Below are 16,293 nucleotides of genomic sequence, written 5' to 3'. Positions count from 1 at the left end.
TTTTTTATAATGAAAACGATTGGTAATCGCTATGTTGTGGTGGATTTAGAGGCAACTAGCACAGGTAGTAAGGCTAAAATTATCCAAGTGGGAATTGTCGTGATTGAGGACGGAAAAATCGTCGATCACTATACGACGGATGTCAATCCACATGAACCCTTGGATGCTCATATCAAAGAACTGACAGGATTGACAGACCAACGTCTGGCGCAAGCACCTGATTTTTCGCAAGTTGCTAGAAAAATCTTTGACTTGGTGGAGGATGGGCTTTTTGTAGCCCATAATGTTCAGTTTGATGCCAATCTTTTGGCGGAAAATTTATTTTTTGAAGGCTATGAACTAAGAAATCCTCGTGTTGACACGGTCGAATTGGCCCAAGTCTTTTTCCCTGAACTGGAAAAATATAGTTTGCCGATATTGTGCCGAGAATTAGGAATTCCTCTAAAACACGCTCACACAGCCCTTTCAGACGCCCAAGCTACAGCGGAATTACTCTTATTTCTACGGGAAAAGATGGCCCAGCTTCCGAAAGGTCTCTTGGAACGCTTGCTGGAAATGGCTGACGCTCTCTTATATGAGTCCTACCTGGTTATTGAGGAAATTTATCGCAACCAATCTATCCTTAGTTCTCCAGACTTGATTGAAGTTCAAGGGCTATATTTCAAGAAAACTGCAGCTCCCAATGAGCCACGAAAACTATCTCAAGATTTTTCTAAAAATATTTCTTTGTTGAACCTTGAAGTGAGGGAGGAACAAGAAAGTTTTGCTAAAGAGGTTGGCTTGCTATTGAAAGATGAGCCTGTCTCTCTGATTCAAGCGCCGACTGGGATTGGGAAAACTTATGGCTATCTCTTACCCGCTTTGTCCCAAGTGGAAAATCGTCAGATTGTCCTTAGTGTTCCGACAAAGATTCTTCAAAATCAAATCATGGAAGAAGAAGGTAAACGTCTCAAGGAAGTATTTCATACAGATATTCATTCTTTAAAGGGACCACACAATTATCTGAAGTTGGATACCTTTTATCGTTCCTTGCAGGAAAATGATGAAAATCGCTTATTTAGACGTTTTAAAATGCAACTCTTGGTCTGGTTGACTGAGACAGAGACAGGGGATTTGGATGAGATTGGGCAACTCTACCGTTATCAACATTTTCTAACAGATCTTCGTCATGACGGAAAGTTATCTTCTAAAAGTTTATTTGTAACAGAAGATTTTTGGAAACGTAGTCAAGAAAGGGCAGAGACCTGCAAGCTTTTAGTGACCAATCATGCCTATCTTGTAACCAGACTGGAAGATAATCCTGAATTTATCAGTGACCGTTTATTGATTATTGATGAAGTTCAAAAGATCTTGTTGGCTCTAGAAAATCTGCTTCAAGAGCCCCACGATATCCAGTCTATTATCGCTTTGCTTGATAAGGCTTTAGTAGGAGAAGAAAACAGGATTCAACAACGAATACTAGAAAGTATTCGCTTTGAGTGCTTCTACTTGATAGAACAATTTCAGTCTGGAAAATCTAGGAAAAATATCTTAGATTCTCTTGCCAATCTCCACCAGTATTTTTCAGAATTAGAGGTAGAAGGCTTTGAGGAGCTGGTTCGCTATTTTACAGCTGACCGAGATTACTGGCTTGAAGCAATTGAAACGAGTCAAAAGAAAATTCAGATTTCTTCTACAAAATCAGGCCGTATTCTCCTATCTTCTTTAGTACCTAATTCATGTCAAGTCTTGGGAGTATCGGCTACTCTTGAGATTAGTCAGAGAGTTTCTTTGGCAGACCTTCTAGGCTATCCTGAAGCCAAATTTGTTAAGATTGAAGCTGGTAAAAAACAGGATCAAGAAGTGGTCTTGGTCAAAGATTTTCCCCTGGTAACAGAAACCTCCTTAGAAGTCTATGCCAGAGAGGTAGCTGCTTTACTAGTGGAAATTCAAGCTTTCCAGCAACCGATTTTGGTTCTCTTTACTGCTAAAGACATGCTTCTAGCAGTATCGGATTTACTTCCAGTTAACCACTTGTCCCAGTATAAAAATGGGGATGTTCATCAGCTAAAGAAACGCTTTGAAAAAGGTGAACAACAAATCCTGCTTGGTGCAGCAAGTTTCTGGGAGGGAGTTGATTTTTCAAGTCATCCTTTTGTGATTCAAGTTGTATCAAGACTTCCTTTCCAAAATCCCCAAGAACCCTTGACGAAAAAGATCAATCAGGAACTGAATCAAGAAGGGAAAAATGCCTTTTATGATTATCAATTGCCGATGGCTATTATTCGTTTAAAACAGGCTTTGGGAAGAAGTATGAGACGTGAACACCAACGTTCCTTAACCCTCATTCTGGATAGGAGAATTGTCGGAAAACGATACGGCAAGCAAATAGTGACTTCTCTAGCAAAAGAAGCGAGTGTTACAACGATTGCTCAATCTGAAGTTAATGAGGCTATTGATAGATTTTTAAATGAACTTTGATAAATAGTATTGTATGAAAGTATAAGGTTAGTGTATATGAAACGTTCTCTCGACTCTAGAGTCGATTATAGTTTGCTCTTGCCAGTATTTTTTCTACTGGTTATTGGCGTGGTGGCTATCTATATAGCCGTTAGTCATGATTATCCAAATAATATTCTGCCCATTTTAGGGCAGCAGGTCGCCTGGATTGCCTTGGGGCTTGTGATTGGTTTTATCGTCATGCTCTTCAATACAGAGTTTCTTTGGAAGGTGACCCCCTTTCTATATATTTTAGGCTTGGGACTCATGGTTTTGCCGATCGTCTTTTATAATCCAAGCCTGGTTGCATCAACGGGTGCCAAAAACTGGGTATCAATAAATGGAATTACCCTATTCCAACCGTCAGAATTTATGAAGATATCCTATATTCTCATGTTGGCTCGTGTGATAGTTCAATTTACAAAGAAACATAAGGAATGGAGACGCACGGTTCCGCTGGACTTTTTGTTAATTTTTTGGATGATTCTCTTTACCATTCCAGTCCTAGTTCTTTTGGCACTTCAAAGTGACTTGGGGACGGCTTTGGTTTTTGTAGCCATTTTTTCAGGAATCGTTTTATTATCAGGGGTTTCTTGGAAAATTATTATCCCAGTATTTGTGACTGCTGTAACAGGAGTTGCTGGTTTCTTAGCAATCTTTCTTAGCAAGGACGGACGAGCTTTTCTTCACCAGATTGGAATGCCGACCTACCAAATCAATCGGATTTTGGCTTGGCTCAATCCCTTTGAGTTTGCCCAAACAACGACTTACCAGCAGGCTCAAGGGCAGATTGCCATTGGGAGTGGTGGCTTATTTGGTCAGGGATTTAATGCTTCGAATCTGCTTATCCCAGTTCGAGAGTCGGATATGATTTTCACGGTCATTGCAGAAGATTTTGGCTTTATTGGCTCTGTCCTTGTTATCGCCCTTTATCTCATGTTGATTTATCGTATGTTGAAGATTACTCTGAAATCAAATAACCAATTCTACACCTATATTTCCACTGGCTTGATTATGATGTTACTCTTTCATATCTTTGAGAATATCGGTGCCGTAACAGGTTTGCTTCCTTTGACTGGGATTCCCTTGCCTTTTATTTCGCAAGGGGGATCAGCTATTATCAGTAATTTGATTGGTGTTGGCTTGCTTTTATCGATGAGTTACCAGACTAATCTAGCTGAAGAAAAGAGCGGAAAAGTTCCATTCAAACGGAAAAAGGTTGTATTAAAACAAATCAAATAAGGAGAAAATCATGGTAACAGTAGCAGTTATGTTAGCTCAGGGCTTTGAAGAAATTGAAGCCTTGACAGTTGTAGATGTCTTGCGTCGCGCCAATATCACTTGTCATATGGTAGGATTTGAAGAGCAAGTGACAGGCTCGCACGCAATCCAAGTAAGAGCAGATCGTGTCTTTGATGGTGATTTATCAGACTATGACATGATTGTCCTTCCTGGAGGGATGCCTGGTTCTGCACATTTGCGCGATAATCAGGCTTTGATGCAAGAATTGCAAAGTTTCGAACGAGAAGGGAAGAAACTGGCAGCTATTTGTGCGGCGCCAATTGCCCTCAATCAAGCAGGGCTATTGAAAAACAAGCAGTACACTTGTTATGACGGTGTTCAAGAGCAAATCCTTGATGGTCACTACGTCAAGGAAACAGTAGTGGTAGATGGTCATTTGATAACCAGTCGAGGTCCATCAACAGCCCTTGCCTTTGCCTACGAGTTGGTGGAGCAATTAGGAGGAGACGCAGAGACTTTACGAACAGGAATGCTCTATCGAGATGTCTTTGGTAAAAATCAGTAAAACGGGAGTTATTCTCTCGTTTTTCATGTGGAAAAATCAGGGAAATCATCGCTTTTTTCATAAAAAAATGCTATAATGAAGGGTATGAAATATCACGATTATATCTGGGATTTAGGTGGAACTTTACTGGATAATTATGAAACTTCAACAGCTGCCTTTGTTGAAACATTGGCACTGTATGGCATCACACAAGACCACGATAGTGTCTATCAAGCTTTAAAGGTTTCTACTGATTTTGCGATTGAGACATTCGCTCCCAACTTAGAGCATTTTTTAGAAAAATACAAGGAAAATGAAGCCAGAGAGCTAGAACACCCGATTTTATTTGAAGGAGTTTCTGACTTATTGGAAGATATTTCAAATCAAGGTGGCCGTCATTTTTTGGTCTCTCATCGAAATAATCAGCTCTTAGAAATTTTAGAAAAAACTTCTATAGCAACCTATTTTACGGAAGTAGTGACTTCTAGCTCAGGCTTTAAGAGAAAGCCAAATCCTGAGTCTATGATTTATTTAAGAGAAAAATATCAGATTGGCTCTGGTCTTGTCATTGGTGATCGGCCGATTGATATTGAAGCAGGTCAAGCTGCAGGACTGGATACCCACTTGTTTACCAGTATCGTGAATTTAAGACAAGTATTAGACATGTAAGAAAAAGGAATAAGATGACAGAAGAAATCAAAAATCTGCAGGCACAGGATTATGATGCCAGTCAAATTCAAGTTTTAGAGGGCTTAGAGGCTGTTCGGATGCGTCCAGGGATGTATATCGGGTCAACTTCAAAAGAAGGTCTTCACCATCTAGTCTGGGAAATTGTTGATAACTCAATTGATGAGGCCCTGGCAGGATTTGCCAGTCATATTCAAGTCTTTATTGAGCCAGATGATTCGATTACTGTTGTCGATGATGGGCGTGGTATCCCAGTCGATATTCAGGAAAAAACAGGCCGACCTGCTGTTGAGACAGTCTTTACGGTTCTTCATGCTGGAGGAAAATTCGGCGGTGGCGGCTATAAGGTCTCAGGTGGTCTTCACGGAGTAGGGTCATCAGTAGTTAACGCCCTTTCCACTCAATTAGATGTTCATGTCCACAAAAACGGTAAGATTCATTACCAAGAATACCGTCGTGGTCATGTTGTCGCAGACCTTGAGGTAGTCGGAGATACAGATAGAACTGGAACAACGGTTCACTTCACACCAGACCCAGAAATCTTTGCTGAAACAACAACCTTTGATTTTGATAAATTAAATAAACGGATTCAAGAGTTAGCCTTTCTAAATCGCGGTCTTCAAATCTCCATCACAGATAAGCGTGAAGGTTTGGAACAAACCAAGCACTATCATTATGAAGGTGGGATTGCTAGTTACGTTGAATATATCAACGAGAACAAGGATGTTATCTTTGATACACCAATCTATACAGATGGTGAGATGGATGATATCACAGTTGAGGTAGCCATGCAGTACACAACGGGTTACCATGAAAATGTCATGAGTTTCGCCAATAATATTCATACCCATGAAGGTGGAACGCATGAACAAGGTTTCCGTACAGCCTTGACACGTGTTATCAACGATTATGCACGTAAGAATAAGTTACTGAAAGATAATGAAGACAACTTAACAGGGGAAGATGTCCGTGAAGGCCTGACTGCAGTTATCTCAGTTAAACACCCAAATCCGCAGTTTGAAGGACAAACCAAGACCAAATTGGGAAATAGTGAAGTGGTCAAGATTACCAATCGCCTCTTCAGTGATGCTTTCTCCGATTTCCTCATGGAAAATCCACAGATTGCCAAACGTATCGTGGAAAAAGGGATTTTAGCTGCTAAGGCTCGTGTAGCTGCCAAGCGTGCGCGTGAAGTCACCCGTAAAAAATCTGGTTTGGAAATTTCCAACCTTCCAGGTAAACTAGCAGACTGTTCTTCTAACAATCCTGCTGAAACAGAACTCTTCATCGTCGAAGGAGACTCAGCTGGTGGATCAGCCAAATCGGGTCGTAACCGTGAATTTCAGGCAATTCTTCCAATCCGCGGTAAGATTTTGAACGTTGAAAAGGCAAGTATGGATAAGATTCTAGCTAACGAAGAAATTCGTAGTCTTTTCACAGCGATGGGAACAGGATTTGGGGCAGAATTTGATGTTTCGAAAGCCCGTTACCAAAAACTCGTTTTGATGACCGATGCCGATGTCGATGGAGCCCACATTCGTACCCTTCTTTTGACCTTGATTTATCGTTATATGAAACCAATCCTAGAAGCTGGTTATGTTTATATCGCCCAACCACCAATCTATGGTGTCAAGGTTGGAAGCGAGATTAAAGAATATATTCAGCCAGGAGCAGATCAAGAAATTAAACTCCAAGAAGCTTTAGCCCGCCATAGTGAAGGACGTGCCAAACCAACCATTCAGCGTTATAAAGGTCTGGGTGAAATGGATGATCACCAATTATGGGAAACAACCATGGATCCCGAACATCGCTTGATGGCCAGAGTTTCTGTGGACGATGCTGCAGAAGCAGATAAAATCTTTGATATGTTGATGGGGGATCGAGTAGAACCTCGTCGTGAGTTTATCGAAGAAAATGCTGTCTATAGCACGTTGGATGTCTAAAAAATTGGGAGAAGTAGTTCCCTTGGTCTAAAAAATATGATATAATCATTACGATTGTTTCAAGTAAAAAAGGAGTTTGATATGTCTAATGGACAACTAATTTATTTAATGGTTGCAATTGCAGTCATTTTAGTTCTGGCTTATGTAGTGGCAATCTTTCTACGTAAGCGAAACGAGGGAAGATTAGAGGCGCTAGAAGAAAGAAAAGAAGAACTATACAATCTTCCAGTAAATGATGAAGTAGAAGCTGTAAAAAATATGCACTTGATTGGACAAAGTCAAGTGGCTTTCCGTGAATGGAATCAAAAATGGGTCGATTTATCTCTCAACTCTTTTGCCGATATTGAAAATAATCTCTTTGAAGCAGAAGGCTATAACCATTCATTTCGTTTTCTCAAGGCCAGTCATCAAATTGACCAAATTGAGAGTCAAATTACTTTGATTGAAGAAGATATTGCTGAAATTCGCAATGCTTTGGCAGACTTAGAGAAGCAAGAATCTAAAAATAGTGGTCGTGTTCTCCATGCTTTGGATTTATTTGAGGAACTTCAGCATAGAGTTGCTGAAAATTCAGAACAGTATGGTCAAGCCTTGGATGAAATTGAAAAACAATTAGAAAATATCCAATCTGAATTTTCACAATTTGTAACCTTGAATTCATCGGGTGACCCTGTGGAAGCCGCAGTGATTTTGGATAATGCTGAAAATCATATCTTGGCTTTGACACATATTGTTGATCGTATACCAGCAATTGTAACAACATTATCTAAAGAGCTACCAGATCAACTAGAAGATTTAGAAGATGGTTATCGTAAACTAATTGATGCTAATTATCATTTTGTTGAAACGGATATTGAAGCACGTTTCCACTTGCTTTATGAAGCATTCAAGAAAAACCAAGAGAATATTCGTCAGTTGGAATTGGATAATGCCGAATATGAGAATGGACAGGCACAAGAGGAAATCAATGCCTTGTATGATATTTTTACTCGAGAAATTGCTGCTCAGAAAGTAGTGGAAAATCTACTTGCAACTCTTCCAACTTACCTTCAACATATGAAAGAGAATAATATTTTATTGGGAGAAGATATTGCACGTTTGAGCAAGACCTATTTACTTCCTGAGACAGCTGCAAGCCATGTTCGTCGTATTCAGACAGAATTAGAGAGTTTTGAGGCAGCTATTGTTGAGGTAACTTCAAATCAAGAAGAACCAACCCAAGCTTATTCAGTTCTTGAAGAAAATCTTGAGGATTTACAAACTCAACTAAAAGATATTGAAGATGAGCAAATTTCAGTTAGTGAGCGCCTGACACAAATTGAGAAAGATGATATCAATGCACGTCAAAAGGCCAATGTTTATGTCAATCGTCTCCATACTATCAAGCGATACATGGAAAAACGCAATCTGCCAGGTATTCCACAAACTTTCTTGAAGTTATTCTTTACGGCAAGCAATAATACCGAGGATTTAATGGTTGAGTTAGAACAGAAAATGATTAACATTGAATCTGTTACCCGAGTTCTTGAAATTGCAACGAATGATATGGAAGCTTTAGAAACGGAAACTTATAATATTGTACAGTATGCAACCTTGACAGAGCAACTCTTACAATATTCTAACCGCTATCGCTCATTTGATGAACGCATTCAAGAAGCATTTAACGAAGCTTTAGAGATTTTTGAAAAAGAATTTGATTATCGCGCTTCATTTGACAAGATTTCTCAAGCATTGGAAGTGGCAGAGCCTGGTGTAACCAACCGCTTTGTTACCTCATATGAGAAAACACGTGAAACGATTCGTTTTTAATAAAAGAAAAAGATTTGATTGTGTGAGGAGCAGAATCAAATCTTTTTCTATAGTAATATCGTGAGCAAAAGATTTCAAAATGATAAAAACGCATAATAGCGGGTGTAAAAACTCTTGCTACTATGCGTTTTATTATGGAAAGACTTATTGGACTTTCTCTCAAATCGAGTTTTTACTCAATTTCCTTACTTGATTGGGATTGAAATTCCAATCAATTTCTCTGAGTAGAGTGTCTTGATATTGGCTTCATCAATAGAGTCCTTATCAATTTTACGTTTCAAGAAAAATTCTTGAATGGTTTCGATTTCAGGCTCACGAATAGCACGGTGTTTATTTGAGATGAGGATTTCATAGTGAAGCGGCGCTTGGGTAAAAATAACATCAGTATTTCCTGCTGAGTAAACCTCAACAAGGGTTGCATCTGTACTTTCTAGCTGGCTTTTTACAAGTTGCGAGTGTGAGTTTGTCGTATTGATAAGCTTCATAATATTTCCTCCGATTTTCTAATTCTATTATAGCACTTTTTGAATAAAGTCGCTTGATTTATACTCAATGAAAATCAAAGAGCAAACTAGGAAGCTAGCCGTAGGCTGCTCAAAACACAGTTTTGAGGTTGTAGATAAGACTGACGAAGTCAGTGACCATATCTACGGTAAGGCGACGCTGACGTGGTTTGAAGAGATTTTCGAAGAGTATTAGCCAATCTTATGCTGTTTTTTCCAAGATTGGATGGCCCATTTATGGCTACCACGTTTAAGATTTTCAATAGCCTCATCAATAGGGAACCAAGCAATATGATTAAAGTCTTCTAGTGGCTTTTGCACTTCTTTGAAAGAAGTCGCTTCATAGAGGTAGGCAGGATTGTAGTAGTAGGTATCACGGTGACGAGAGTAGAAATATTCGTCAGCTTGTCCGTAATAGGTACCAATTTCAGCAGTGAATCCAAGTTCTTCAATCAATTCATGTTTTAGGGCTTCCTGATGATTTTCCCCTGCTTCAATTTCGCCACCTGGTAAGAACCAAGCACCATTAGGAGCTTGAACTAAAACTATTTGTTTTTGTTCAGCGTCAGGAATAACTGCATATACTCCATAGCGTGCAACATAGTCTGTATTCGCTTTTTTTTCTCCGAAAGTTGGGTTTGCCATTGCATTTTCCTCATTATCTAGTATCGTTATTATTATCATAATGGACAAAGGGCAAGCTGTCAAGAAATTACAGTTATTTTAGTAAAAAAGAAGCAGAAAATTTTCATTTTCTACTTATTTTATATAGTATTTATTTTTCTGTTTCAGAAGCTTTCACTTCAGCTTTTTTGGCAGACTTAATTTGAATCTTGCCCTTGCTGGTCATAACTGCCTTGAGGTCTTTTTCGCTTGGATTTTCAAGGTAGTAGTCAGTGATTGCGTCCTCAATATAGTCTTGAATAGTCCGGCGAAGTGGGCGTGCTCCCATTTTTGGATCATAACCGAGGTCAACCAATTTTTCCTTGACTTTGTCTGTCACATCGAGATGGATATTGTTGCTAGAGAGGCGCTTATTAACATCAGCTAGCATAAGCTCGACGATTTGAAGGAGGTTGTCTTTGCTGAGAGCTTTGAACTCGATGATGCCGTCAAAACGATTCATAAATTCTGGGCTAAAGAAGTTGCCGAGTTCACCGAGAACAGAGTTGGTACGTCCTTCGCGCGCTGCCCCAAAACCAACGCTAGCTTCGGCCTTACCTGTACCTGCATTTGAAGTCATGATGATGATGGCATCCTTAAAGCTGACGGTACGTCCTTGCCCATCTGTCAAACGACCATCATCCAAGACCTGGAGGAACATGTGCATAACATCAGGGTGAGCTTTTTCCACTTCATCGAGAAGGATGAGAGAATATGGATTGCGGCGAACTTTTTCAGTTAATTGACCAGCCTCATCATAGCCAACATAACCTGGAGGAGCGCCGACCAACTTAGCCACACTATGTTTTTCCATGTATTCACTCATATCAAAGCGAATCATACTGTCAGCAGAACCAAAGAGTTCGATAGCTAGTTGTTTGGAAAGTTCTGTCTTACCGACACCAGTTGGTCCGACGAAGAGGAAGCTTCCGATTGGGCGGTTAGGTGTACCGAGACCGACACGATTACGGCGAATAGCCTTGGCAATCTTATCGACAGCATCATCTTGTCCAATAACATGAGACTTGAGATCTTCGGCTAGATGGATGAGTTGAGATTGTTCTTTCTCTTTCAAATCACCAACAGGGATATTGGTTTTCTGCTCAATAATGTGCTCAATAGTTTTCTCGCTGATGATAGGAGTATCTTGGTCTGTGACCTTTTTCTTTTGCATTTCTTTATACTTGGCAATCTGGTCGCGGAAATAGGCAGCCTTCTCAAAATCTTCTTCTCGTGTAGCTTGAGATTTGAGATTTTCAGCCTCAATCAAGCGCTGATCAATGACTTTAGGATCCACAAAATTCAAGGTCAAGTTCATCTTAGAACCTGCTTCATCTAGGAGGTCAATGGCCTTGTCAGGTAAGAAGCGGTCTTGAATATAACGATTGGAAAGAGTTGCAGCTGCTTCAATTGCAGCATCGGTATATTGAACGTGGTGATAGTCTTCGTATTTCTTTTGAATTCCTTTGAGGATAATGATTGTTTCGTCCACCGTTGGTTCATCGACTTTGACAGGCTGCATACGACGCTCTAAGGCAGCATCCTTTTCAATGATACGGTATTCATTGAGGGTAGTAGCGCCGACAAGTTGCAGTTCTCCACGAGCAAGGGCTGGCTTGAGGATATTTCCAGCATCCATATTACCATCGCTCGCAGAACCTGCACCGACAATTTCATGGATTTCATCGATAAAGAGGATAATATCCTCACGTTTGCGAATTTCTTCCATGAGTTTTTGCATGCGTTCTTCAAATTGTCCTCGGATACCTGTTCCTTGAACCAAGCTAACCACATCCAAGCGGATGACTTGTTTGCCTTGGAGTTTATGTGGAACATCGCCATCAACGATTTTCTGAGCTAGACCTTCGACAACGGCCGTTTTTCCGACACCTGGTTCACCGATAAGGACAGGATTATTCTTGGTTCTACGATTGAGAATCTCGATGACACGGATAATCTCATCGTCGCGCCCGATAACGGGGTCAATGTCTCCACGACGGGCAATCTCAGTTACGTTGATACCAAATTCTTCTAGCAGGCCTTTTTCTTGGCTTGGGGGCGGAGTTTGAGCAGATCCACGATTTTGGGAACCATAACCGCCGTTTCCACCGTAACCTCCACCTGATTGGGTTGGGGGAATAGGAGGAGTATTGCTAGAAGGTCTGAAATTGTTTAGATCATTGAAGAAATCACCAAAAGGATCGAAATCACGATTGTTCAAATCTGTCATTCCTTTAAAGAGACTGTTATTAGGATCTGTTTTGATAATCTTGTAGCAGTTTTGACAGAGGTCAATTTGTTTTTGTTTTCCATTGAGATTGGTGTAAAGATGAATTGTTGAGTCGTTGATTTTACAGTTTTGACAAAGCATACATCTACCTCATTTCTTTCTTTAGCCTGACCTGTTCAAAGGTCAAAAATAGTCAAATTCCTATACTCTCATTATAACAGGATTGGGGTGTAAAGCAAGTAAAAAGATTGAAGCTTTGAGAAGTTGTTACAATGAAAATTTTTGTGAATTTGGACTAAAAAAAATCCTATTTGTGAGACAAAAAGGATTTTGGTTAGACATGCAGGGGCAATCCCAGCTTGCTTTAGATTAGTAGAGGAGTTCGTAAATCTCCATTGCAATTAAGTCAATGCTATCAAAAGTATAAGTTTCGCGAGCTTCTACATCACGAAGGGTAAAGATTGATCCGTTTTCTTCGTCGTGGCTGTATGCAACTTCTGCAACAACAACTCCTTCGCGTTCAAAATTACGTTTTAAATTTCCGCCATCGTTTGCCATTGCTTCAAGGCGGTTGATGATTCTAACCAAATGTGATTCCATTTTGATTCTCCTTCATTTCTTATCGTTACTATTTTACCATAAAGGAGGCCAACTTGACTAGAAAAAACTAAGATTTCTCGCTAATTCTGCTAGTTTAAAGATTTTTAAATAAATTGGATAAAAGATTTGAATTTTAATTCAATGCATGTTATAATCATACAGTACTCTATTTTAGAAAGCAGTGTGACTATGAATTTTTCTTTTTTACCTAAGTATTTACCTTATTTTAACTATGGGGCTGTTGTGACGGTTCTCATTTCTATCTGTGTTGTCTTTTTGGGAACTATTTTGGGTGTTGTCTTGGCTTTTGGGCAACGTTCAAAGTTTAAACCGCTTGTTTGGCTGGCCAACTTGTACGTTTGGATTTTCCGCGGGACACCGATGATGGTTCAGATTATGATTGCCTTTGCTCTAATGCATATCAATGCTCCGACTATTCAGGTTGGAATTTTGGGTGTTGACCTTTCTCGTCTGATTCCAGGGATTTTGATTATTTCTATGAACAGTGGTGCTTATGTTTCTGAGACTGTTCGTGCCGGAATCAATGCAGTTCCAAAAGGTCAGCTAGAAGCGGCTTATTCGCTAGGGATTCGTCCTAAAAATGCGATGCGGTATGTGATTTTGCCACAAGCAATCAAAAATATTTTGCCAGCATTGGGGAACGAATTTATCACCATTATCAAGGACAGCTCCCTCTTATCAGCTATTGGGGTTATGGAGTTGTGGAACGGTGCTACAACAGTTTCTACAACAACCTACCTACCTTTAACACCACTTTTATTTGCAGCCTTTTATTACTTGATTATGACTTCTATTTTGACAGTAGCCTTGAAAGCTTTTGAAAAACGTATGGGACAAGGAGATAAGAAATAATGACAGAAACCTTGATAAAAATTGAAAATTTACATAAATCCTTTGGAAAGAATGAAGTATTGAAGGGCATCAACCTCGAGATTAAAAGAGGAGAAGTTGTTGTTATCATCGGTCCTTCGGGGAGCGGGAAATCTACCTTGCTTCGCTCTATGAATTTGTTGGAAGAAGCAACAAAGGGGAAGGTTATCTTTGAGGGAGTCGATATTACGGACAAGAAGAATGACCTGTTTGCCATGCGTGAGAAGATGGGCATGGTTTTCCAACAATTTAATCTCTTTCCTAATATGACTGTGATGGAAAATATCACCTTGTCACCTATCAAGACCAAAGGTGAGAGCAAGACAGTGGCTGAGAAGAGAGCCCAAGAGCTTTTGGAAAAAGTTGGTTTGCCAGATAAGGCAGACGCTTATCCACAGAGTTTGTCAGGTGGTCAGCAACAACGGATTGCCATCGCGCGTGGTTTGGCTATGGAACCAGATGTTTTGCTCTTTGACGAACCAACTTCAGCCTTGGATCCTGAGATGGTAGGTGAGGTATTGGCTGTTATGCAAGACCTTGCCAAGTCAGGAATGACCATGGTTATCGTAACACATGAGATGGGATTTGCCCGCGAGGTGGCAGATCGTGTTATCTTTATGGCAGACGGTGTGGTTGTTGAAGACGGAACACCTGAACAGATTTTTGAACAAACCCAAGAACAACGGACTAAGGACTTCTTGAGTAAGGTTTTATAATCTATTTTAAAATTTCAAGACAAGATTAGTGAAAAGCTCAACCAGAGCTTTTTCTTATAGTTTGAAACTATAGGATTGCCTAGGAAAGAAGTGTTAGAGGGTACTAGCAGTTTTTGGTATAATGGAAGATATTTGAAAGAAAAGAAAAGAGAAGTGATATGACACAGATTATTGATGGGAAAGCTTTAGCTGCCAAATTGCAGGGGCAGTTGGCTGAAAAGACTGCAAAATTAAAGGAAGAAACAGGTCTAGTGCCTGGTTTGGTAGTGATTTTGGTTGGGGACAATCCAGCCAGCCAAGTCTACGTTCGCAACAAGGAGAGGTCAGCTCTTGCGGCTGGTTTCCGTAGCGAAGTAGTGCGAGTTCCAGAGACCATTACTCAAGAGGAATTGTTAGACTTGATTGCCAAATACAATCAAGATCCAGCTTGGCATGGGATTTTGGTTCAGTTGCCATTACCAAAACATATCGATGAAGAGGCGGTTCTATTGGCTATTGACCCAGAAAAGGATGTGGATGGTTTCCATCCTCTAAATATGGGACGCCTTTGGTCTGGACATCCAGTTATGATTCCATCAACACCTGCAGGAATTATGGAAATGTTTCATGAATATGGGATTGACTTGGAAGGTAAAAATGCGGTCGTCATCGGTCGTTCTAATATCGTTGGAAAACCCATGGCCCAGCTTCTTTTGGCAAAGAATGCTACAGTGACCTTGACTCACTCACGCACCCATAATCTCGCTAAGGTGGCTGCAAAAGCGGATATTCTTGTAGTAGCAATCGGTCGCGCCAAGTTTGTTACTGCTGACTTTGTGAAACCCGGTGCGGTAGTCATTGACGTTGGGATGAACCGAGATGAAAATGGTAAGCTCTGTGGGGATGTGGATTATGAGGCAGTTGCCCCACTTGCTAGCCATATTACGCCAGTCCCTGGAGGTGTCGGTCCTATGACCATTACTATGCTGATGGAGCAAACTTATCAAGCAGCACTTCGGACATTGGATAGAAAATAAGAGAAAAATCGCTGAAGAGAGTGTATTTTCTATAGCTATATCTGAAATGGCAGAAATGAGTATTAAATTTTAGAAATAAGTTTATAAAAGGAGGTCTGCGCCTCCTTTTTGTTGTATAATGGAGTGAGGTGATTAGATGATTTTAAAAATTTATAATGGGGAATATAGTTTACAATGGGATGGAATATACTACTTATCACTAATTGATTATCCAAATATTCAAGAGTGGGAATTAGAAAAAATTGCTAAATTTATAGCTTACGAAAAACTTCATAAACGTCAAACAAGTATTGAGTGTGCTGATTTTTGTTTAAAAAAAGAAATTTTAGATTACATCTATCAGCATCCCTTTCTGCCACCATTTACCCCTACAGATAAAAGAGTAGCCTCGACTTATGATCTACATAAGAGGTTAGTGACTTCGGACTACTGTAGTCATACTACGACTATAGATGCAGCGATTTCTATCTTTAAAACAGGTCAGCTCTTATCTGCTGTGAAAGCCTTTGGGCGAGATGCTGAGGAGTTGGTTTTGGATAGTAGAAATGCTGCATCGGATCCGATAGATTATTTTGACTATGTCATGTTAGGGTGGTCAAATACAAGTTCTGGTTATCGATTAGCGATGGAGCGTTTATTAGGTCGAGCTCCTTCAGAGAAAGAATTACAAGACAAGTTTATTCCTGGAGTGAGTTTTCATTTTATCTATACAGATTTGATTAAAGTTACTGGTTATATTTTTGATGGCTACCATGTTGCAAAAATTAAGGACATGTTGAATTTATTTAGTGAGTTGTATATTTGTATTATTCCAACTCATAATAAGAGCCAATTTGAAAATATTATTCCAACTAAAATACAAGATAGGGTGCATTATCTTGACTATGCTGGAGAAGACTTAGAAGAGTGGACTAAGAAAGTCTATCAAGTTGTTTTAAAACAATCAGATAAAGGATAGTTGAGGAAAAACG

The 16,293-nt window shown here is 39.8% G+C and carries 15 protein-coding genes; 11 read left to right on the top strand and 4 right to left on the bottom strand.

Going from position 1 to position 16,293, the window contains the following annotated elements:
- Positions 1 to 9: 9 nt before the first annotated feature.
- The 6 genes from OVN23_RS08825 to ezrA all read left to right on the top strand — a co-directional run bounded on the left by OVN23_RS08825 (position 10) and on the right by ezrA (position 8,703).
- Positions 10 to 2,460 carry a bifunctional DnaQ family exonuclease/ATP-dependent helicase gene (locus OVN23_RS08825; RefSeq protein ID WP_173217606.1) on the top strand — a complete coding sequence of 817 codons (2,451 nt, stop codon included), beginning with the start codon at positions 10 to 12 and terminating at the stop codon, positions 2,458 to 2,460.
- 36 nt (positions 2,461 to 2,496) lie between these two features.
- On the top strand, positions 2,497 to 3,720 hold the full coding sequence (locus tag OVN23_RS08820) for an FtsW/RodA/SpoVE family cell cycle protein (protein ID WP_112443510.1): 1,224 nt from the start codon (positions 2,497 to 2,499) through the stop codon (positions 3,718 to 3,720).
- Between the two features lie 10 nt (positions 3,721 to 3,730).
- Entirely contained in the window at positions 3,731 to 4,285 is a 555-nt protein-coding gene (locus OVN23_RS08815; RefSeq protein WP_112443511.1) for a DJ-1 family glyoxalase III, read from the top strand.
- Between the two features lie 84 nt (positions 4,286 to 4,369).
- On the top strand, positions 4,370 to 4,933 hold the full coding sequence (locus OVN23_RS08810; protein WP_173217604.1) for an HAD family hydrolase: 564 nt from the start codon (positions 4,370 to 4,372) through the stop codon (positions 4,931 to 4,933).
- 14 nt (positions 4,934 to 4,947) lie between these two features.
- On the top strand, positions 4,948 to 6,894 hold the full coding sequence (gene gyrB / locus OVN23_RS08805; RefSeq protein WP_173217602.1) for a DNA topoisomerase (ATP-hydrolyzing) subunit B: 1,947 nt from the start codon (positions 4,948 to 4,950) through the stop codon (positions 6,892 to 6,894).
- 81 nt (positions 6,895 to 6,975) lie between these two features.
- The gene (gene ezrA, locus OVN23_RS08800; RefSeq protein ID WP_173217600.1) at positions 6,976 to 8,703 is read left to right on the top strand and encodes a septation ring formation regulator EzrA; all 1,728 of its coding nucleotides are present in this window, start codon (positions 6,976 to 6,978) and stop codon (positions 8,701 to 8,703) included.
- A 185-nt stretch (positions 8,704 to 8,888) separates the two neighbouring features.
- Here the strand turns inward: ezrA and OVN23_RS08795 are convergent, their stop codons facing one another.
- The gene (locus OVN23_RS08795; RefSeq protein ID WP_000767194.1) at positions 8,889 to 9,188 is read right to left on the bottom strand and encodes a DUF1827 family protein; all 300 of its coding nucleotides are present in this window, start codon (positions 9,186 to 9,188) and stop codon (positions 8,889 to 8,891) included.
- Between the two features lie 67 nt (positions 9,189 to 9,255).
- Here OVN23_RS08795 and OVN23_RS08790 point away from each other — a divergent pair, with 67 nt between their 5' ends.
- Positions 9,256 to 9,402: a hypothetical protein gene (locus OVN23_RS08790; RefSeq protein WP_000693452.1), complete on the top strand. Its 147-nt coding sequence runs from the start codon at positions 9,256 to 9,258 to the stop codon at positions 9,400 to 9,402.
- Here OVN23_RS08790 and OVN23_RS08785 read toward each other — a convergent pair.
- From OVN23_RS08785 to OVN23_RS08775, 3 genes are all read right to left on the bottom strand, one after another.
- Entirely contained in the window at positions 9,399 to 9,851 is a 453-nt protein-coding gene (locus tag OVN23_RS08785; protein WP_267240980.1) for an NUDIX hydrolase, read from the bottom strand. The two genes, OVN23_RS08790 and OVN23_RS08785, sit on opposite strands and share 4 nt — an antisense overlap.
- A 130-nt stretch (positions 9,852 to 9,981) precedes the next feature.
- Entirely contained in the window at positions 9,982 to 12,240 is a 2,259-nt protein-coding gene (locus tag OVN23_RS08780; RefSeq protein ID WP_112443515.1) for an ATP-dependent Clp protease ATP-binding subunit, read from the bottom strand.
- A gap of 228 nt (positions 12,241 to 12,468) precedes the next feature.
- Positions 12,469 to 12,699, bottom strand: coding sequence for a DUF1797 family protein (locus OVN23_RS08775; RefSeq protein WP_000443574.1), 231 nt, complete (start codon positions 12,697 to 12,699; stop codon positions 12,469 to 12,471).
- 189 nt (positions 12,700 to 12,888) lie between these two features.
- Here OVN23_RS08775 and OVN23_RS08770 point away from each other — a divergent pair, with 189 nt between their 5' ends.
- From OVN23_RS08770 to OVN23_RS08755, 4 genes are all read left to right on the top strand, one after another.
- On the top strand, positions 12,889 to 13,572 hold the full coding sequence (locus tag OVN23_RS08770; protein WP_001011642.1) for an amino acid ABC transporter permease: 684 nt from the start codon (positions 12,889 to 12,891) through the stop codon (positions 13,570 to 13,572).
- The gene (locus OVN23_RS08765; RefSeq protein ID WP_112443516.1) at positions 13,572 to 14,306 is read left to right on the top strand and encodes an amino acid ABC transporter ATP-binding protein; all 735 of its coding nucleotides are present in this window, start codon (positions 13,572 to 13,574) and stop codon (positions 14,304 to 14,306) included. The genes OVN23_RS08770 and OVN23_RS08765 overlap by 1 nt, the downstream gene beginning before the upstream one ends.
- A gap of 158 nt (positions 14,307 to 14,464) precedes the next feature.
- Positions 14,465 to 15,322: a bifunctional methylenetetrahydrofolate dehydrogenase/methenyltetrahydrofolate cyclohydrolase gene (locus OVN23_RS08760; RefSeq protein WP_000192089.1), complete on the top strand. Its 858-nt coding sequence runs from the start codon at positions 14,465 to 14,467 to the stop codon at positions 15,320 to 15,322.
- 136 nt (positions 15,323 to 15,458) lie between these two features.
- Positions 15,459 to 16,280, top strand: a complete 822-nt coding sequence (locus OVN23_RS08755; RefSeq protein ID WP_173217598.1) for a phosphate ABC transporter ATPase — start codon at positions 15,459 to 15,461, stop codon at positions 16,278 to 16,280.
- The last annotated feature ends 13 nt before the right edge of the window (positions 16,281 to 16,293 follow it).

It is taken from the genome of Streptococcus sp. Marseille-Q6488, from assembly GCF_946902925.1.
Lineage (GTDB): Bacteria > Bacillota > Bacilli > Lactobacillales > Streptococcaceae > Streptococcus.
This window is presented reverse-complemented; position numbering and strand designations above follow the sequence as displayed.